Below are 18,395 nucleotides of genomic sequence, written 5' to 3' on the forward strand. Positions count from 1 at the left end.
GTGGGAATTTCCCGTGAGGGTACGGTCCCGGTATTTGCTGTCAGATTGTTGCCGAAGAGTCAAGACGTCGACGATGCGGCCGAGGAGGGCTAGGTCGTAGCCGCGTTCACGCAGGGGTTTGAGGTCTTGCTGAAGCGCGATGTCGGGACGATTCGTGGATCTGGGGGTGAAATACCCCTGATGTTGTAGGCTATAGGAGGTTTTAACGCTGACAGTCAAGCAAACGTTTGCGAGGTAGGAAAAGAATGAGTCAAACGGCTTATCGCACGCATCATTGCGCGGATATTACGGAAGCTGTGATCGGCCAGGAAGTGACCATTTCCGGTTGGGTCGACCGGCGTCGCGATCACGGCGGCGTCGCCTTTCTGGATGTGCGTGACGCTTCCGGCCTGGTCCAGGTGGTCATTTACGAGGAAGAGGTGGCCCGTCCTCTGCGGTCCGAATTCGTGGTCCAGGTGACCGGCGATGTGCGCGAACGCCCGGAAGGCAATGAAAACGACCATCTGGCCACCGGCAAAGTGGAGATCGTCGCCAGGAAGGTGACCGTTCTGGCTAAGTCCGCAGCCCTGCCTTTCCAGGTTTCCACCGCTCTGGCGAACGAGACCGAAGAGCAGCTGCCGGGGGAGGACACCCGCCTGCGTTTCCGCTACCTTGACCTTCGTCGGCCTCAGATGCAGAGGAATCTTCGTCTGCGCTCCAACATGGCCCGGGCAGCCCGGGGCGAACTGGACAAGCTGGGCTTCACCGAGGTGGAGACCCCGACTTTGATCAAGTCCACCCCCGAGGGGGCCCGTGACTTCGTGGTTCCCGCCCGCCTGTCTCCCGGCTCTTGGTACGCCTTGCCCCAGTCCCCCCAGCTTTTGAAGCAGCTGCTCATGGTCTCCGGGGTGGAACGCTACTACCAGCTGGCCCGCTGTTACAGGGACGAAGACTTCCGAGCCGATCGTCAGCCCGAGTTCACCCAGCTCGATATGGAAATGAGCTTCGTGGACCAGGAAGACGTGATCGCCATGGCTGAACAGGTGCTCAAGGCCGTGTGGGAATCCGCCGGTTATCAGGTGGCCACTCCCTTCCCCCGCATCACTTGGACCGATGCCATGAACAAGTATGGCTCCGACAAGCCTGATCTGCGTTTCGGCAACCCCTTGGTCGATTTGACCGACTACTTCAAGGACACCCCCTTCCGCGTCTTCCAGGCTCCCTATGTGGGCGCCGTGGTTTACCAGGGAGCGGCCGATCTGCCTCGCCGCCAGTTCGACGCCTGGCAGGAATGGGCCCGTCAGCGCGGGGCCAAGGGCCTGGCCTACGTCCAGTTCTCGGAAGACGGTGTCCTCAAGGGGCCGGTCGCCAAGAACCTGTCGGATGCCGAGCGCGATGGCCTGATGAAGGCCGTCCACGCCCAGCCTGGAGACGCCGTCTTCTTCGCCGCCGGTGCCCGAGAGTCCTCTCAGCTGCTTCTGGGGGCCGCGCGCGTGGAAATCGCCAAGCGCCAAGGTCTCCTGCACAAGGACGAGTTCGCTTTCACCTGGGTCGTCGATTTCCCGCTCTTCAAGCGCACCGATGACCCCGACGACGATGATGTGGCCGTGGGCCATTCCAAGTGGACTTCCATGCATCACCCCTTCACCATGCCTTCCGCCGCCTGGATTGACAAGTTCGATCAGGATCCCGAGCATGCCATGAGCGACTCTTATGACATCGTCTGCAACGGCAATGAGATCGGCGGCGGTTCCGTCCGCATCCATCGCGACGATATCCAGGATCGCGTCCTGGAAGTCTTGGGAATCGGCGAGGAAGAGGCCCGGGATAAGTTCGGTTTCCTCCTTGAGGCTTTCAAATATGGCGCTCCTCCTCACGCCGGCATCGCTTTCGGCTGGGATCGTTGCGCCGCCATCCTCTCCGGCGAGGATTCCATCCGCGACGTCATCGCCTTCCCCAAGTCCGGCGGCGGGGCCGATCCTCTGACCGGCGCTCCTGCCCCCATCTCCGACGAGCAGCGCGCCGAAACCGGCGTCGATTACGATCCTGAGGAAGACAAGTGATCGACTAATCGAAGAGTCTGACTAGATCGGATTTCACAGGCCAGTCCTCACGGGCTGGCCTTTCGCCGTATAAACCTATGTTGAATATATTCGTCTCTGATTTGATAAAGAGAGGGCCATGGTTATGATTGGTCTTATCAATCGCAATCGTGGATCATCCGCCGTAGGAAGCGATGATGAATCGGCAAGGAGGATGCTATGGCTATCAGTCAGGAAGAGCTGGCCCAGGTTCGCAGGCTCACCATCAAGGCGACGGTCTGCTCCATCGCGGTCATCCAGGGGGACCAGCCTTCAGTCACTTATGAGAACTGCGGGGAGGATGATTTCTCCTTCAATTTCCAGGAAGACAAGCTCAAGGTGAAGATCAACAAGTCCCAGTGGAAGAAGAACCATCCTGACCGGGTGATCTTCAATGGCTTCCTCACTATCCGAGGCACTATCGGCACCAGCAGGAAGGACATGTACAAGCTCACCATCACTCTGCCGAAGCTGGATTCCCTGAAGATCTCAGCCGACGTGGCGACCGTGAAAGTGCACGGTTTCGATTTGAACAAGCTGAAAGTGGAGGCCAACGCCGCTACGGTGTCCATCAAGGGCTGCCAGACCAGGAAGGCCAGGATGCTGGTGGACGCGGGGGCCGTGAAGGCCCGGGGCCTCAACCTGCGGGAAGACAGCTCCTTCGAGGTCAACGCCGGCAGCCTGAAGTTGAAGGATTGCATTCGGCCGGACATGGGTCTGGACGTCCGTTCCACCCTGAGCCATGTAAGCCTCCCAGTCAACGGTTACAGCGGCCGTGGCAACTTCTACCGTGAAGGCAGCCCCATGGTCAGGCTTGAAGCGTCCGTCGGCAGCGTCAATTGCAGCTGAGACCGTCGAGGGACACTCCGATCCTAGCTCAGGAAGAAATCATCGATTTCGGAGTCAGTATGGAGGATTCTCTCCTCGGGTACCCCTGCTTTTTCCGCTAATTCTATGGAAGCGACGAGCCGTAGTCTGACGTTCACCCCGAAATCGAACGAGTAGGTTTGCAGGTCACCCAGTTCGAGATAACGTGCGTGAATCTCTTGGAAGTGGCCTTGATATTCTTGATCCAGTCCCTGAACATACTGATTGATCTTTTGCTGATAGGAGGCAAGGGCTTCCTTCTCTTGCTTCGAGAGAAAATCTTTGCCCATACTCAGAGCGTTGGTCGCGATAAGCGAACCGATTGCCGCTCACAGGACGGGAATCGGAATCAGGGCTTGCCCCACGGCAGCTCCCAGGGCGGCCCCCACGGAATCGACGGAATTGAAGATGACCGCCTGAATAAAGCCGTCGTCATCCAGTCTTCCCGCCCTGTACTCAATAACCGAGTTCAGAAGGCCATAAGTCCCGCTCACAAGCGCTCCCGCACTAGGCGCTGCCAAGCCGCAGAAATCGGTCAGACCATAGATAGCGAAGCCGGAGAAGCCTCCTTTGAAAGCGCCTTGGGCGGTGGAAAGTCCGCAAGCCTTCCAATCCTCGCTACCATACTGCCATAGCTCCTTCCCTTCTTTGTGCTTCTTATAGGCGAAGGAGAGGAAATTGAATCCTCCTTGGACGAAGGCTCCAGCGGCTCCGGCTTTGGCTGCCTCACCGAGGTCAGGCGCCGCCTTTTTCGCCGCGAGGGTTCGTTCCTGGTCCGCCTGGTTGTGAATTTCCTTGCTCTCTTCCTGCTTTTGTTGGAGGAAGGATTCCTTTTGGCTGGCGAAGGTCTTCTCATAGGTGTTCTTTTGGACCTGGTCGTAATCGGTTTGGGCTGGCCTCATCCATTGAGAAAAAGGAGCCTTTCGCTCTTGCTCTGCTTCCTTGATTATTTCCCTGATCCTAGTGATTTTTTTCTGGGAGAGGGGACTTCCCTCATATTCCACATGGGTCTCTCCGTTCATGATCGCTTTATAGATGGCGACATGGTCTTTGGGGAAGAGCATATCCATGTTCCGGTGTTCGGGGTTCAGCGTGGTCTTCAGTTCCTCTACCAGGTTCTGATAGAACTTGGCTTGAACGGCTTTGCCTCCTACCAGGAGGTCAGCAGGACCGTTATTGTCAAAAGCCTTGATGATTGAATCAATTCCTTGGAAAGCGTTTTTGGCGTTGGAGATGCCTATCTCGGCTTGTTCGGCTATAAAGCCATGGATGCCTTTGATTCCGCCTCGGTCGGAAGCGATGTACTCGCCGATTCTGTTATCCGCTTTGACCAGCTGGTCTAAAGCATCCGCCAGCCGGTTGTTGAGGTCGTTTTCCGCATTCTGGCCATCGGTGAGGATTTTCTCCAAAGTATCCGCCAGGGTTTTCAAACGTTGGGTGTTGAGGAAACGGATGTAATCGGCTATCCCTTGGTTGATGACTTGGTCTTTCTCTTGTTCACTCAGCATGGGATTCCTCTTTTTCCGCTGGCTTGTCGGAGGGCTCTTCCGTTTGGATTTCCTGATTGATGAGCTGGGCGAGGACCAAGGCGTGATTGACCAGGATACCGGCTTCTTCTTTTTCTTTCTGATTGAAAAGCTGATAATCCAGTCCTTTGACCTTGGCGTTGACCTGATCGACCAGAGAAATCTGCTCTTGAGTGAGTTCGTAGAGGGAATGGATTTTATCGAGGACCAGTTCAAGATTCCGGATGATGACTTCCCGACGCTCACGTTCCTCAATTGCCTTTTGAGCGTCAGTCTGATTCTTTTTTGCGGCATGATTACCAGCAGCGACAGCTCCGGCGAGCGCCACTCCTGCGATGGCCCAGCCGACAGGGCCGGCCAGGGCGAGCAGGGCGTCTCCAGCAGCCATGCCGCCCCCTCCTGCAGCTAGCGCTCCGCCGCCCAACCAGGCCAAAGCGGCGTTTTCGGCTGCCGCTCCGCTTAAGGTGGCGATGGCCGCTCCGGTGGAAGCGGTTCCGAAGGTGGTTGCGATTCCCATGGCCGCAGTTGGCCCCAAAGTCGCGACCGCCACACCCAGAGCGCTGACGGTAGAGCCGATTCCCGCTGCCTCGCCGGCCATTTTCGCCTCCTTTTCCGCTTCGGTGATTTCGTGGGTCTTCGCAGTGAAATCTTCGATCTCCCAACGTATTTCCTGAAGATCAGTCTCGAATTTCTTAGGAGTGTTAGCCAGGGAATTGATATGGCTTTCCGCCAGCCGAACATGGAGGAGGGCGTTGTTGCGGAGCTCGTAGAATTTCGTGCTGGCTTCCTGGGTTTCTTTCGCCTTTTCCGTGTAGAGGGAAACCGCCTGATTATAGTCTTTCACTGCATGCTTACGCAGGCCGGCATTCAGGAAACCGTTCTTCTTCGTGTTGTCGACAAAGTCCTCGGCAGCGTTCCCTGCGGATCGCACGGCGTTCCCGGCTGACCGGACTGCAGTGCTGGCGGCCTTGGCCGGATCTTTCGCGGCCCATTTGACTGTCTCCCCGGTTTTACTCGCAGCCTTCCGCAGATTCTTCCCTGCATCGGAAAGGCCTTTATGAATGTTTTTCCCTGTATCATCAGCCAGCTTTTTAAGGTCGATTCCCATGTGAGCACCTTTCTGTGTGAAATAAGAAACGGAGAGGCTTTCATTCCCCTCCGTAACCATGAAGAATTTCTTTAAAATCTAGCGGGGGGGGGGGCGACGATTATGGCTCCGAAATGAATCGGAGTATCCTGTTCATCGGGGGATGATGAGGTCTTCAAAGTGTTCCAGTCAGAAGTCCGAGATCCGAAGATCGCGAATAGGAACGAATAAGAAAAGGAAACAAAGGAAGTCCGCATGACGAAAGCATTGATTATCGTGGATGTTCAGCCGACCTTCTGCGAAGGAGGGGAGCTGCCGGTGCAAGGCGGGAATGCGGTCGCCGCCCGGATCGCCGCCTTCGTCGCTCGACATCGGCCCGATTACGACTATATAGCCACCACTCAGGATTGGCATATCGAACCGGGTAACCATTGGTCGGAGCACCCCGATTATGCCGATACCTGGCCGGTGCATGGCAAGGCCGGCAGCCCTAACGCGGATCTTCACCCGGCGATAGCCGCCTTGGGGATCAGACATCATTTCAAGAAAGGGCAATATAAAGCCGCTTACTCCGGCTTCGAAGGGATCGAGGACAACTCGTCACGGATCCATAGCCGCCAGGAATTCGCCGATTTCGAAAGCAAGGGCCTGACTTTGGCCCATGCCTTGGAAGAGGCCGGGGCCGATCAGGTGGACGTGGTCGGTCTGGCTGAATCCCATTGCGTCAAGGAGACCGCCTTGGACGCCGTCAAACTCGGCTATCGGGTTCGGGTCTTCGAAGATCTGACCGCCCCGACCAGCGAGGACCTGGGTCTTCTGGCAAGGAAAGAGATGAAGGCAGCTGGGGTGGAACTGGTTGATCAGGCTTTGCCGCTGGCCGACCTCTGATCCTCCGATTCCCGGGCATTGACGGCCTGGATCCGCGCGTTCACGGCATCGACTTCCTTACGCGCCCGCCAGACGGAAATCGACCATACGACTGCATAAACCAGGAACCAGATGAGGGTGTAGATGATCATCCACGGGACGTTCAGCGGGAACCAGCCTGCGCAGACCATCAAAATCGTGGACAGGACATAGCAGATCAGGCAATGGACGATGGTCCGTTTCAGCAGGGACCAGGCGGTTTTCTGCCAGACGTAATTTCCCCAGGAGAAGACCAGGCCGATCAGGCACCACAGCAGGAAGCTGGCCGCAACCCCCTCCAGCTGGGTAGGGAAGTGGGCCATGAAGCGGGGAGGGGCGGGGTAATACTCTTTGGTGTGGTTGAGGGCACTGGAGAGAAGAGATGCGACACCCCCGATAAGCATGCCCAACCCCGCGCCTTTGATCCCGTTCCAGAGGATCTTTCCCAGGGCCAGCGGCTTTTCCTCCTCGTTTGTTCTCAGATCATCCCAGTCGCGCGAGTCCGCCTGACCGGGGGAGAGATGTTCTTGGTTCATAGGGTCTCCTTAATGATGACAGGGTTCACAGGCCGAGCCTTTTTTTGAAATCGGACACGAAGCGCCGGGAGACCTGTATCCTCTCATGGTTCTTCATGACGACGTTGATGGTCCCGGTGAAACTCAAATCGAGGAATTGGATCTTATGGGCGTTGATAGTGGCCGTGCGGGAGGCGTCCAGGAAAGTATCAGGAAGGAGCTGACGGATTTGATAAAGCCGGCCTCTGAATTCGTACCTGCCTTGGGCGGTCATCACATAGGTCTTCTCCCGCAGGGTATAAACGGCGTAAATGTTTTCCACCTGAATGGGGACCAGGGAAGTGCCGAAGGCGCACCAGATGAGGCCCTCTTCTTCGGGGTTGCCCTTTTCCAGATTGTCTTCGGACAGGATGCGAATAGCCTCTTCAACGGCAGGACTCATGGCTTTCAGGTGAAAATCCACACGTTCCGGTCCGTCGAAGGAAGGATCAATCCGGAGATTCAGGTCCATTCTTGCTCCTTGGATCTGTGATGGGGGGCAATCGGGGGCGGACACATAAGCATCCGTCTCCGATTATTTTATTCCTTGCCGCTTATCGATGATTATCGTTGGGCCGCCCCGCCCAGGCGGGTCCCCAGGATGAAAATCAGGAGAAAAACCAGGCTGAAACCCACAAGCACCCCATGCATGACGTCGGTCGGGACCGGATTTCCTTGGAAAGAGACGGTAAAGCTGATGCCTTCTTTGATACTGTCCAGAGCGGAAGTCGGCAGACCGGCCTTCTTCAACAAATCGATGGAGCTGCCCATGACATGTTGGCGGATCACGGTCGTGGCATAAGTGCTGGGCAGGTAGGAACAGACCTTTTGCAATCCAGGGGAATAACTGGCGAAAGGCATGTAGGCCCCGCAGATGAAGCCGTAGCCGGCGTTGACGATGGATCCGACAGCCGTCGCCTGCCCCTGGGTATTCAGCCAGATCGTGAGCGCGGTGGCCATGGCCGTTCCTAAAAGGGTGAGGACGACCACATCCACAAGAATCCATGCGACCATGGAGGCGGTGATGGGGACGGAGCTGGCGTGCAGGTAAATTAGGCTGGCGATCAGGGCCAGACCATTGACGATCATGGATGCCAGGAAGGAGGAAGCGAAATAGGCGGCGCTCAAGGTGAGCATTCTGATCGGAGTCACGGTCAAGTCGTTGATCCTGTGGCTGGCCCTGTCTTTGACGATGAGCAGGCTGGAGGTGAAGGTGATGGTGATGCAGCTGACGGCCAGGAGGGAGGAAATCATCTGGGAGGAGCTCAAGGCGGTGATGGTGGATTCAGGAACTTTGGCCTGCGGAGGAATGCCGCTTTTGAAGCTGTTCTGATAAATCCTCAAAAGGAAGGTGGCGTAGAGGACCAGAAGGATGACCGGGGTGATCAGGGAACTGAAGAAGGAGCCCTTGTCTTTGAAGAAAAGCTTGGTGTCTCGGGCTGTCAGGGAGAGGAAAGTGCGCATGGTTTTCGCTTTCATGGGTAGGGGCCGGTTTCCTGGTTGGTGCGTCGTGGCTGGTCTGTTTACAGGGGTCTATTCCGTCGTCTCCGCTGAGGAAGGCGTGGGCAAGGGGTCGCCCGTTTGATGGGCCGATTCGTTTTCGGCCTGGCGGACCACCTTGAGGAAGACGTCGTCCATCTTCCCTTTGATCACCTCATAATTGGTGAAAAGGCCAGGATGGGCAAGGATGAGTTCGGTCGCTTGGGCGGGGGAATTGACAGGGATGTCGAACCGTCCCGCTCGAGCCCGATAAGGAAGGCCCAGCTCCTGGACCTCCTTCTCGTCGTGGTCGTAGATGATCACCGTATCCCCGGCGTACGTGGTTTTCAGATTCAAGGGAGTTCCTTGGGCGATGATGCGACCCTTATCGATGATGATGGAGTAATCCGCCTGGGCGGCCTCTTCCATGTAATGGGTGGTCAAAAGGACGGTGATTCCCCGTTCGTTTTGCAAAGACCGGATGACATTCCACAGATCCCGCCGGGTCTGGGGGTCCAGGCCGGTGGTGGGTTCATCCAGAATCAGCAGGGAAGGCTCATGGATGATGGCCCGGGCTATGTCGACTCGACGGCGTTGCCCGCCCGATAGCTTGCGGACCTCCTGCTTGGCCAGGGGATCCAGGTCCAAAGCCGAGGCCAGCCGCCGATAGCGCTTGCGGAAATCCCGTCCATGGATCCCATAGAGGGCGGCCCGATAGCGCAAGTTGTCCTCCACCGACAGGTCTTTATCCAAGAGGGAATCCTGAAAGACGACCCCTAAGGAGGCCTTCACCTCCCGCAAAGAGGAAGCCGTCTGGCGCCCATTGATGCTGATGGTCCCCGAATCGGGCCTAAGTTGCCCGCAAATCATGGAGATGGTCGTGCTTTTCCCCGCCCCATTGACTCCGAGGAAGGCGAAAAGCTGACCTTTATCCACGTGAAAAGACAAATCCCGCACGGCATGCAGATGCCCGAAGCTCTTGTTGAGATGGGAGATGGTCAGGAGTGGCTGCATGGGCTTCCTTTCGTCGATCGTCCTGCGTCTTTCCCAGTCTATGCCCAAGCTGTCCAAAGGAGGCCGTGGATTTTGTCAGCGGTCAGGGAATGGACGTGAGCGGTAAGGGACGACCCCCCTGATATGCCAGCATACGGATAAAGTGGAAGCCATGACTGATCCTGACCCGCATGCCGCTGCGACCGACCCGTCCCCCGCCGCCCTGGGCAAACTGGTGCCTAACGACGCTTTCGACCTGGCATCGCCCAACCTGACCGACGACCAGATTTTCGACCGCTTCCTTGACTGGGCCCACCAGGTCCGCCACCTCGACCTGTGGCCTCACCAGGAAGAATCCATCCTCTGCCTCTTGTCCGGAGACCACGTCATTGTCAATACCCCTACCGGGTCGGGAAAGTCAATGATCGCCATAGCCATGCATTTCATGGCCCTCTGCCAGGGGGAAAAGTCCTGCTATACGGCCCCCATCAAAGCCCTGGTCTCGGAGAAGTTTTTCGAATTGGTCTCCATCTTCGGACCAGCCTATGTGGGCATGATCACCGGAGACACCCGGATCAACGCCGACGCCCCCATCATCTGCTGCACGGCCGAGATCCTCGCCAACCAGGCCTTAAGGGAAGGGGAGAGGGGGAACATCTCCTGCGTGGCCATGGATGAATTCCACTTCTACGGGGACTCGGACCGGGGCTGGGCCTGGCAGGTCCCCCTCATCACCCTTCATCACACGCAATTTTTGCTTATGTCGGCCACCTTGGGGGACGTCCAAGGGGTGGAAGACCTGCTGGAAGAGCAAACGGACCGGCCGGTCGACCTGATTTCGGACGCGAAGAGGCCGGTCCCCCTGGAATACCAGTACCTGGTGGAGCCTCTGCCCAACGTGGTCAATCGGCTGATCGCCGATGAGAAAACCCCCATATACATCGTCCACTTCTCCCAGGATGCGGCCGTCTCCGCGGCGGAAAACCTGGCTGGGCTCGGAGTCGCCTCCAAAGAGCAGAGGGAAAAGATCAAACAGGCCTTGGAACATACCAAATTCACCACCGCCTTCGGCAAGACCTTGCGCCGCTTCCTCATCAACGGAATCGGAGTCCACCACGCCGGCATGCTTCCCCGCTACCGCCGCATGGTGGAACAACTGGCCCAGGACGGTCTCTTGCCGGTCATCTGCGGAACGGACACCCTGGGAGTGGGCATCAACGTGCCCATCCATACGGTCGTGTTCACCGCCTTGACCAAGTATGACGGCTACAAGCAACGCCGCCTGCGCGCTCGCGAATTCCATCAGATCGCCGGCCGGGCGGGGCGGTCCGGCTTCGATACGGAAGGCCTGGTCATCGCTTTGGCCCCGGACCATGAGATCGAGAACGCCAAGGCTGTGGCCAAGGCCGGGGACGATCCCAGGAAGCTGAAGAAAATCAAGAAAAAGAAGGCCCCGGAAGGGTTCGTCAATTGGTCGGAAGACACCTTCTCCAAGCTGATCGACGCCCAACCGGAGACTTTGCAGCCGCATCTGACCATGACCCATTCCCTGGTACTCAACGAAATCTGCCAGGGTGGGGACGCCTGGAAGAGGATCAAAGACCTGATCGAGGCCAGCGCGCAAAGCGAGACGGATAAGGATAAGCTCCGCCAGCAGGCCGCTTCCATCATGGAGAACCTTATGGATTCGGGAATCGTGGAGAAGTGGGAGCTGGACGACGGCAGCATGGATTACACCCTGGCGGTGGATATGCCGGATGATTTCGCCATGAACCAGCCTTTGTCCCCCTTCCTGATCGCCGCCTTGGAGCTGTTGGACCCGGACAGCCCTTCCTATGCCTTGGACGTGGTCTCCATGGTCGAAGCCACCTTGGAGAACCCGCGGCAGATTCTGCGGGTCCAGGAGAAAAGGGCGAGGGACGAGGCCATGCTGCGCATGAAGGATGAAGGCCTGGATTACGACGAGCGAATGGAAAAGCTGCAAACGATCACTTACCCCCAGCCTTTGAAAGAGCTGTTGATGCCGGCCTTCTCCCAGTATCTGAACGACATGCCTTGGGCGGCCGATTACCAGCTGGAACCTAAATCCATCGTGAGGGACATGGTGGAAAGGTCGTCCGATTTCACCCAATACATCGCCGCTTACGGGGTTCCCCGCAGCGAAGGCAACCTCCTGCGCTACCTGAGCGACGCTTATCGGGCCCTCTCCCGCACGGTCCCGCCGGATAAGGTGGACCAGACTTTGGGCGACATCACCCAATGGCTGGGATACATCGTCCGCACGGTCGATTCCTCCCTGGTGGATGAGTGGGAGGACTCTTACGCCGACCAGGGCAAGGAAACCAATGCTCTGACCGCCGCTCCGCCGACCGTGGAAGAATCCATCGTAGCCAACCGCCGCGCTTTGACCCTCCTGGTGCGCAACGCCCTCTTCCGGCGGGTCCAGCTCATGGCCATCGAGGATTCGAAGACCTTGGGAGGGCTGGATTCCGACTTCGGCTACAACCAGAGGGACTGGGACCAGGTCCTGGACGACTTCTACCAGGATCATGAGGAAATCCTCACCGATGCGGACGCCCGGTCCCTCGACTATTTCATCCTGGACGAGTCGGAGGAGAAGAAGTCCCATCGCTGGCATGTCCGTCAGGTGATCCGGGATTTTGAAGGCGACAACGATTGGGCCATCGACGCTCAGGTGGATCTGGCCGCGACCCAGGAGGAAGGGCAGGTGGTCTTCTCCTCTTACCGAGTGGGTAGGTCGGACGAGCTGATTTAAACCTGATCAGAGAATGGACTTAAGCGCCAAAAGGGTGTTTTCCGTGTCCAGTCATGACGTTTAAATGAAAAAGATATCCCCGGGTATCCACAAGAAATCAAGTGTTTTCTTTCTTTCCGCGTCGCTGGCGCAGGGCTTGGGAGACACGCAATCTGGCATGTTGCCGGACTCTCCGCAGCATGCGGAGAGGGTATTTTATGGAACGGCTTTTGGTCCTGGAAGATGGGACGGTTTACCAAGGCTTTGCCTTTGGTTCCGACGATTTTCGCATAGGGGAATTGGTCTTCAACACGTCGATGACCGGTTATCAGGAAATCATCACCGATAATTCCTATTGCGGGCAGATCATCACCATGACCTACCCGCTTATTGGTAATTACGGCATCAATCCCGACGACAATGAAAGTCTGGAACCCGTCCTCTTCGGCCTGGTCGTCCGAGATTATTGCGATCAGCCCAGCAACTGGCGCAGTCAGGAGAGTCTGGACCAGTATCTGAAAAAGAACCATATCCCTGGCATCTACGGGCTGGATACCCGAGCCATCACCCTGAAAATCCGTTCCCGGGGAACCATGAAGGCCATCATAGCCAATCCTGACGCAGACATCGCCGCTGTGACCACCCAGCTTCAATCCTCTGATTTCCTGCATGACCAGATTCAGCGGGTCTCCACCAGCAAGCCTTTCCCGGTCCCCAACCGTGGCCGCCGGGTGGTCCTCCTGGATTTCGGGGAGAAGCTCAGCATCGTCCGTGAATTGACCCGACGCAACTGCGACCTGATCGTGGTGCCATGGGATACCAGCGCCGAGCAGATCTTGGATTATCGGCCTGATGGGGTCATGCTGTCCAACGGACCGGGCGACCCCACCGATATCGCCCCAGCCATTGAAACCGTCCGTCAGCTCCTGGGCAAGACAGCCATCTTCGGAATCTGCATGGGTCATCAGGTCCTGTCTTTGGCCTGCGGAGCCAGCACTTACAAGCTCAAGTTCGGACATCGTGGTTCCAACCATCCCGTCAAGAACCTGGCCACCGGTCGGGTGGAGATCACGACCCAGAACCATGGTTTCGCCGTGGACAAGGATTCCTTGGCGGGAACCGACCTGGAACTGACCCACATCTCCCTCAACGATGGGGCTTGTGAAGGGGTGCGCAATACCACGGTCCCCGCTTTTTCGGTCCAATACCATCCCGAGGCCAACGGCGGCCCGCACGACAGCAATTACCTGTTCGACCAGTTCATGGACCTGATGGATTCAGCCTCCCATGGTTCTCGTGCAAAAGCCGCTGCAGACGATGAAGGTGATAAGGAGAAAGCCCATGCCTAAGCGTACTGATATCCATAAGATCCTGGTCATTGGCTCCGGCCCCATCATCATCGGCCAGGCGGCTGAATTCGACTATTCCGGCTCCCAGGCCTGCCAATCCTTGAGAGAAGAGGGCTACGAAGTCGTCCTCATCAACTCCAACCCCGCTACCATCATGACCGACAGGTCCATCGCAGACAAGGTCTATATAGAGCCTTTGACCGTGGAATTCGCCAAGCGGGTCATCTATAAGGAAAGACCGGACGCCATCCTGGGAACCCTGGGCGGACAGACCGGCCTCAACATGGTGGTCGAACTCCATAACGACGGAGTTCTGGACGAATACGGGGTGGAGATCCTGGGAACCACCTTGGAAGCCATCAACAAGGCCGAAGACCGCGAGCTTTTCCGCTCCCTGATGAACGAGCTGGGGGAACCGGTCCCCGAAAGCGACATCGTCCACACGGTAGAAGACGCGGTCCGATTCGCAGGCGAACTGGGCTATCCGGTGGTGGTCCGCCCGGCCTATACCTTGGGCGGCACCGGCGGCGGCTTCGCCCATAACGAGCGGGAATTGCGGCATATAGCCGATGCCGGCCTCAAGATGAGCCCGGTCCATCAGTGCCTGATCGAACGGTCCATCGCCGGTTTCAAGGAAATCGAGTACGAGGTCATGCGCGACGCCCACGACAACGCCATTGTGGTCTGCAATATGGAAAACGTGGACCCGGTGGGCATCCATACCGGCGACAGCGTGGTGGTGGCCCCGATCCAAACCCTGACCGACCGGGAGAACCAGATGCTGCGCGACGCTTCCTTGCGCATCATCCGGGCCCTGAAGATCTGCGGAGGCTGCAACGTGCAGCTGGCCCTGAACCCCCAATCCTTCAACTATTACGTGATCGAAGTCAACCCCCGCGTCTCCCGCTCGTCCGCCCTCGCCTCCAAGGCGACCGGCTATCCCATCGCCAAGATCAGCGCGAAACTGGCTGTGGGGCTGAGCCTGGACGAAATCCTCAACCCGATCACCCAGACCTCCTACGCCTGTTTCGAGCCGGCCCTGGACTACATCGTCACCAAGTTCCCCCGTTTCCCCTTCGACAAGTTCGAGACCGCAGACCGTCAACTAGGCACCCAGATGAAGGCGACCGGCGAAGTCATGGCCATCGGCCGCACCTTTGAGGAAAGCTTCCTCAAAGCGGTCCGCTCTTTGGAGATGAAGCTGGATCATCCGCAGGATTCTTCCCTGGCTGCCTATTCCAAGGATCAGCTGGCCCGGAAAATCCGCAAGAGAGATGACGAACGCATCCTGGCCGTCATGGAATGGCTACGTCAGGGTCATTCCCCTGAAGAAGTCCATGAAATCACCAAGATAGACTACTTCTTCCTTTCTCATTTCCAGAAGATCATTTCTTTGGAAAAGACCATGACCGAGCATGTGGGAGATGTGGACACCCTTCGCCTGCTCAAGCGCAACGGCTTCTCCGACTCCTACATAGCTCGCGCCTGGGGCATGGCCGAGGCCGATCTCTACCGCTTGAGACAGCGGGAAGGCATCGTCCCCGTCTACGAGATGGTCGATACCTGCGCCGGCGAGTTCGAAAGCGCAACCCCTTACTTCTACTCGACCTACGAGACGACCAATGAGTCCGATCCAGCTCCGGTCCCCGGTAAAAAAGGCAAGGTGGTCGTCCTTGGTTCCGGCCCCATCCGCATAGGGCAAGGGGTGGAGTTCGATTACGCCACCGTCCACTGCGTGGAGACTTTGAGGGCGGAAGGTTACGAGGCGATCGTCATCAACAACAACCCGGAGACCGTCTCCACCGACTTCTCCATTTCCGATAGGCTCTATTTCGAGCCACTTACCACGGAAGACGTGATGCAGGTGATCGCCCTGGAGCGGCCTTTGGGCGTGGTCGTCCAGTTCGGTGGCCAGACGGCCATCAACATAGCCGCTTCCTTGGCCACTCATGGAGTGAAGATCCTGGGGACCTCCTTGCAAGCCATCGACCGGGCGGAAGACCGGCATGAGTTCGAAGCCGCCTTGCAGTCCCTGGAGATCCCACAGCCTGAAGGAGCTACGGCCGTGACCGTGGATGAGGCCTTGGTCATCGCCAACCGCATCGGTTACCCGGTCCTGGTCCGGCCCTCTTACGTCTTGGGCGGGCGAGCCATGGAAATCGTCCACAACGGCGACGAACTCAAGGTCTACATGGCCACGGCCGTCAAAGAGATCTCTCATGACGCCCCCATCCTGGTCGATCGTTACGTCCTGGGCAAGGAGCTGGAGATCGACGCCATCTGCGATGGGGAGAATGTCTTCATCCCCGGCCTCATGGAGCATATCGAAAGAGCCGGCATCCATTCGGGTGACTCCATCTCCGTCTATCCTTCCCAGATCGTCTCCGACCAGGTGAAGCAGACCATCGTCGATTACGCCTTGCGGATCGGCACCGGCTTCGGCTTCGTCGGCCTCTATAACATCCAGTTCATCGTGGATAAGCAGAACCGGGTCTATGTGCTCGAAGTCAACCCCCGTAGCTCCCGCACGGTTCCCTTCCTGAGCAAGATCACCGGGGTCCCCATGAGCAACATCGCCACCAAAGCCCTGCTGGGGCAGTCCCTGATCGATCAAGGCCTTACTCCGGGCTACAAGCCGGAGCCACAAAAAGCCGTTTTCGTGAAAGCCCCGGTCTTCTCCTTCGCCAAGCTGCGTAGCGTCGACACCGTCCTGGGCCCGGAGATGAAATCCACGGGCGAGGCCTTAGGAGCCGACAGCACTTTGGACAAGGCCCTGTACAAGGCCATGGTGGCAGCCGGTATCCGCATCCCCAACCATGGGCATGTGCTTCTGACCGTGGCTGACAGCGATAAGGAGGAGGCCTTGGGCATAGCCCGCCGTTTCTCCGCCATCGGTTATGGCCTTTACGCCACCAAGGGGACGGCTGAGTTCCTACGCAAACATGATTCCACCTTGTACGTGCATACGGCAGCCAAGGTGTCGGAGGAAAGCCCGGACACCGATACGGTGACGGATCTGATCCAACAAGGCAAGGCCAACTTCGTCATCAATACCATCTCTTCGTCCGATCGGAACCTGCAGAAGGACGGATTCATCATTCGACGGGTGTCCGCGGAGAACAACATCCCTTGCATGACTTCCTTCGATACGGCTTACGCCCTCCTAGGTGTCTTGGAGTCCCGATCCTTCACCTTGGCCCCGCTGGACCAGATGGGCCGCTAGGATTCATATCAGACGATTTTTCCGATGATGTGGATGCTTTTCCGATGATGTGGATGCCCGAAGCCCCGGCTTCGGGCGGGGGTGCGAAGCATGGGAGCTGATCTTTTCGAAGCGGCGGATGTGGGGGACGAGGCCACCGTCCGGCCTTTGGCGGTAAGGATGCGGCCGACCAGCTTGGACCAGGTGGTCGGTCAGGGTCGGGTCCTGGGGGAGGGGTCGCCTTTGCGGCGACTGGCCTCCGCCCCCTCCCATTCGAGGACGGCGCCCAGCTCCATCATCCTTTTCGGCCCTCCCGGAGTGGGGAAGACCACCTTGGCTTATATCGCCGCCCATGAGTCGGGGCGGGCCTTCGAAGAACTATCGGCCGTGATCGACGGGGTCAAAGAGCTGAGGGAAGTCCTCGCCCGGTCCCGTCAGCGCTTGGTGGCCGAAGGCAAGGAGACGGTCCTCTTCATCGATGAAGTCCATCGTTTCTCCAAATCCCAACAGGACGCCCTCCTGCCTGCGGTGGAGAACCGGGATGTGACCTTCATCGGCGCAACCACCGAGAACCCGAGTTTCTCCATCATCTCCCCCCTGCTTTCCCGTTCCGTCGTGGTCAAACTGGAAGCCTTGTCCCAGGAGAGCATCAAAGCGATCGTGAACCGGGCCCTCCGCAGCAAGGAAGGGCTGGGGGATGAAGTCCGTCTGGATGATTCGGCCGCGGACGACATCATCCGCCTTGCCGGAGGAGACGCCCGCCGGGCTTTGACGATCCTGGAGGCCGCGGCAGGGGCCATCACGGGGGACAAGGACCGGCCCCGTGGGCGCAAACGGCCTGTGATCAGCTCGGCCGTGGTCGTTTCCGTCATGGATACGGCCCAGATCCGTTACGATAAGGCCGGGGACAACCATTACGACGTGGCTTCCGCCTTCATCAAATCCATGCGCGGGTCTGACGTAGACGCTTCCTTGCACTACCTGGCCCGTATGCTCCGGGCGGGGGAAGACCCCCGTTTCATCGCCCGGCGCATCATTATCGCCGCCAGCGAGGAAGTGGGCATGGCCGCTCCGCAGATCCTTCAATTGACCGTGGCCGCCGCCCAAGCCGTCGCCCTGGTCGGCATGCCGGAGGCCCGGATCATCCTCTCCCAGGCCGTGATCGCCGTGGCCACAGCCCCCAAATCCAACGCCTCCTATGAGGCTATCGCCGCCGCCTTGGCCGATGTGGATTCCGGTGACATCGGCCGGGTCCCCCTCCACCTGCGCAACGCCCCGACCAAGCTCATGAAGGAATGGGGAAACAAGGAAGGCTACATTTACGCCCACGACGCCCCGCATGACATCGCCCGGCAGGAGTACATGCCTGAAGAATTGCGCGGCCATGAGTATTACCATCCCAAAGAGAACGGTTACGAGAAACAGCTGGGCCCCAGGTTGGAAGCCATCCGCTCCCTTTTGCATGGGGAGCCGTCCTCCGGTGCGAACAAAAGCGAAGGTGAAGAGACGACGGATGCGGGGGATCAAGGAGATGGGAGAGAAAGGAAAGACAGGAAAGCCCAAGGGGATAAGTAAGGGGGGCTGCCGACGCCAGAAGGTGTCGTCGCATCCTTTGAA

At 58.1% G+C, this 18,395-nt stretch carries 14 protein-coding genes; 7 read left to right on the forward strand and 7 right to left on the reverse strand.

Features of this window, described 5'->3' with window-relative positions:
• Nucleotides 1–245: 245 nt before the first annotated feature.
• Both aspS and PSDT_RS03800 read left to right on the forward strand, forming a co-directional pair.
• The gene (gene aspS / locus PSDT_RS03795; protein ID WP_006289278.1) at nucleotides 246–2,042 is read left to right on the forward strand and encodes an aspartate--tRNA ligase; all 1,797 of its coding nucleotides are present in this window, start codon (nucleotides 246–248) and stop codon (nucleotides 2,040–2,042) included.
• Nucleotides 2,043–2,240: 198 nt separating this feature from the next.
• Complete coding sequence (locus PSDT_RS03800; protein ID WP_006289277.1) at nucleotides 2,241–2,909, forward strand: DUF4097 family beta strand repeat-containing protein; 669 nt, start codon at nucleotides 2,241–2,243, stop codon at nucleotides 2,907–2,909.
• A gap of 23 nt (nucleotides 2,910–2,932) precedes the next feature.
• Here PSDT_RS03800 and PSDT_RS08090 read toward each other — a convergent pair whose 3' ends face one another.
• Genes PSDT_RS08090 through PSDT_RS03810 form a run of 3 tightly spaced genes read right to left on the reverse strand, consistent with a single transcriptional unit; the run spans nucleotide 2,933 to nucleotide 5,561 of the window.
• Nucleotides 2,933–3,217 carry a hypothetical protein gene (locus PSDT_RS08090; RefSeq protein WP_006290440.1) on the reverse strand — a complete coding sequence of 95 codons (285 nt, stop codon included), beginning with the start codon at nucleotides 3,215–3,217 and terminating at the stop codon, nucleotides 2,933–2,935.
• A 39-nt stretch (nucleotides 3,218–3,256) separates the two neighbouring features.
• The gene (locus tag PSDT_RS03805) at nucleotides 3,257–4,435 is read right to left on the reverse strand and encodes a hypothetical protein (RefSeq protein ID WP_006290439.1); all 1,179 of its coding nucleotides are present in this window, start codon (nucleotides 4,433–4,435) and stop codon (nucleotides 3,257–3,259) included.
• Nucleotides 4,425–5,561, reverse strand: a complete 1,137-nt coding sequence (locus PSDT_RS03810; protein WP_006289276.1) for a hypothetical protein — start codon at nucleotides 5,559–5,561, stop codon at nucleotides 4,425–4,427. The genes PSDT_RS03805 and PSDT_RS03810 overlap by 11 nt, the downstream gene beginning before the upstream one ends.
• Nucleotides 5,562–5,795: 234 nt before the next feature.
• On the opposite strand from PSDT_RS03810, the gene PSDT_RS03815 reads away from it, so the two are divergent.
• The gene (locus tag PSDT_RS03815; RefSeq protein ID WP_006289275.1) at nucleotides 5,796–6,428 is read left to right on the forward strand and encodes an isochorismatase family protein; all 633 of its coding nucleotides are present in this window, start codon (nucleotides 5,796–5,798) and stop codon (nucleotides 6,426–6,428) included.
• On the opposite strand, the gene PSDT_RS03820 is transcribed toward PSDT_RS03815, so the two are convergent.
• The 4 genes from PSDT_RS03820 to PSDT_RS03835 form a co-directional block, all read right to left on the reverse strand.
• Nucleotides 6,401–6,982, reverse strand: coding sequence for a DUF3021 domain-containing protein (locus tag PSDT_RS03820; RefSeq protein ID WP_006289274.1), 582 nt, complete (start codon nucleotides 6,980–6,982; stop codon nucleotides 6,401–6,403). The two genes, PSDT_RS03815 and PSDT_RS03820, sit on opposite strands and share 28 nt — an antisense overlap.
• A gap of 25 nt (nucleotides 6,983–7,007) precedes the next feature.
• Complete coding sequence (locus tag PSDT_RS03825) at nucleotides 7,008–7,472, reverse strand: LytTR family DNA-binding domain-containing protein (RefSeq protein ID WP_006289273.1); 465 nt, start codon at nucleotides 7,470–7,472, stop codon at nucleotides 7,008–7,010.
• A gap of 92 nt (nucleotides 7,473–7,564) precedes the next feature.
• Nucleotides 7,565–8,479, reverse strand: coding sequence for an ABC transporter permease (locus PSDT_RS03830; protein ID WP_006289272.1), 915 nt, complete (start codon nucleotides 8,477–8,479; stop codon nucleotides 7,565–7,567).
• 54 nt (nucleotides 8,480–8,533) lie between these two features.
• On the reverse strand, nucleotides 8,534–9,493 hold the full coding sequence (locus PSDT_RS03835; RefSeq protein ID WP_006289271.1) for an ABC transporter ATP-binding protein: 960 nt from the start codon (nucleotides 9,491–9,493) through the stop codon (nucleotides 8,534–8,536).
• Between the two features lie 151 nt (nucleotides 9,494–9,644).
• On the opposite strand from PSDT_RS03835, the gene PSDT_RS03840 reads away from it, so the two are divergent.
• The 4 genes from PSDT_RS03840 (at nucleotide 9,645) to PSDT_RS03855 (ending at nucleotide 18,353) form a co-directional block, all read left to right on the forward strand.
• On the forward strand, nucleotides 9,645–12,248 hold the full coding sequence (locus PSDT_RS03840; RefSeq protein WP_006289269.1) for a DEAD/DEAH box helicase: 2,604 nt from the start codon (nucleotides 9,645–9,647) through the stop codon (nucleotides 12,246–12,248).
• 197 nt (nucleotides 12,249–12,445) lie between these two features.
• Nucleotides 12,446–13,576: a glutamine-hydrolyzing carbamoyl-phosphate synthase small subunit gene (gene carA, locus PSDT_RS03845; RefSeq protein WP_036737416.1), complete on the forward strand. Its 1,131-nt coding sequence runs from the start codon at nucleotides 12,446–12,448 to the stop codon at nucleotides 13,574–13,576.
• Nucleotides 13,569–16,799 (forward strand): carbamoyl-phosphate synthase large subunit, encoded by a 3,231-nt coding sequence (gene carB / locus PSDT_RS03850; RefSeq protein ID WP_006289266.1) that lies wholly within the window; start codon nucleotides 13,569–13,571, stop codon nucleotides 16,797–16,799. Before carA ends, carB begins: the two co-directional genes overlap by 8 nt.
• A gap of 90 nt (nucleotides 16,800–16,889) precedes the next feature.
• Nucleotides 16,890–18,353 carry a replication-associated recombination protein A gene (locus PSDT_RS03855; RefSeq protein WP_006289265.1) on the forward strand — a complete coding sequence of 488 codons (1,464 nt, stop codon included), beginning with the start codon at nucleotides 16,890–16,892 and terminating at the stop codon, nucleotides 18,351–18,353.
• Nucleotides 18,354–18,395 lie beyond the last annotated feature (42 nt).

The sequence above is a fragment of the Parascardovia denticolens DSM 10105 = JCM 12538 genome (assembly GCF_001042675.1).
In the GTDB taxonomy this organism is placed as follows: Bacteria; Actinomycetota; Actinomycetes; order Actinomycetales; family Bifidobacteriaceae; genus Scardovia; species Scardovia denticolens.

Bases quoted from the DNA above. Each gene is read 5' to 3' on its own strand.
- PSDT_RS03830 (WP_006289272.1), bottom strand. From the start codon at position 8,479: ATGAAAGCGAAAACCATGCGCACTTTCCTCTCCCTGACAGCCCGAGAC.
- PSDT_RS03855 (WP_006289265.1), top strand. From the start codon at position 16,890: ATGGGAGCTGATCTTTTCGAAGCGGCGGATGTGGGGGACGAGGCCACC.
- PSDT_RS03835 (WP_006289271.1), bottom strand. From the start codon at position 9,493: ATGCAGCCACTCCTGACCATCTCCCATCTCAACAAGAGCTTCGGGCAT.
- carA (WP_036737416.1), top strand. From the start codon at position 12,446: ATGGAACGGCTTTTGGTCCTGGAAGATGGGACGGTTTACCAAGGCTTT.
- aspS (WP_006289278.1), top strand. From the start codon at position 246: ATGAGTCAAACGGCTTATCGCACGCATCATTGCGCGGATATTACGGAA.
- PSDT_RS03810 (WP_006289276.1), bottom strand. From the start codon at position 5,561: ATGGGAATCGACCTTAAAAAGCTGGCTGATGATACAGGGAAAAACATT.
- PSDT_RS08090 (WP_006290440.1), bottom strand. From the start codon at position 3,217: ATGGGCAAAGATTTTCTCTCGAAGCAAGAGAAGGAAGCCCTTGCCTCC.
- carB (WP_006289266.1), top strand. From the start codon at position 13,569: ATGCCTAAGCGTACTGATATCCATAAGATCCTGGTCATTGGCTCCGGC.
- PSDT_RS03820 (WP_006289274.1), bottom strand. From the start codon at position 6,982: ATGAACCAAGAACATCTCTCCCCCGGTCAGGCGGACTCGCGCGACTGG.
- PSDT_RS03805 (WP_006290439.1), bottom strand. From the start codon at position 4,435: ATGCTGAGTGAACAAGAGAAAGACCAAGTCATCAACCAAGGGATAGCC.
- PSDT_RS03840 (WP_006289269.1), top strand. From the start codon at position 9,645: ATGACTGATCCTGACCCGCATGCCGCTGCGACCGACCCGTCCCCCGCC.
- PSDT_RS03815 (WP_006289275.1), top strand. From the start codon at position 5,796: ATGACGAAAGCATTGATTATCGTGGATGTTCAGCCGACCTTCTGCGAA.
- PSDT_RS03825 (WP_006289273.1), bottom strand. From the start codon at position 7,472: ATGGACCTGAATCTCCGGATTGATCCTTCCTTCGACGGACCGGAACGT.
- PSDT_RS03800 (WP_006289277.1), top strand. From the start codon at position 2,241: ATGGCTATCAGTCAGGAAGAGCTGGCCCAGGTTCGCAGGCTCACCATC.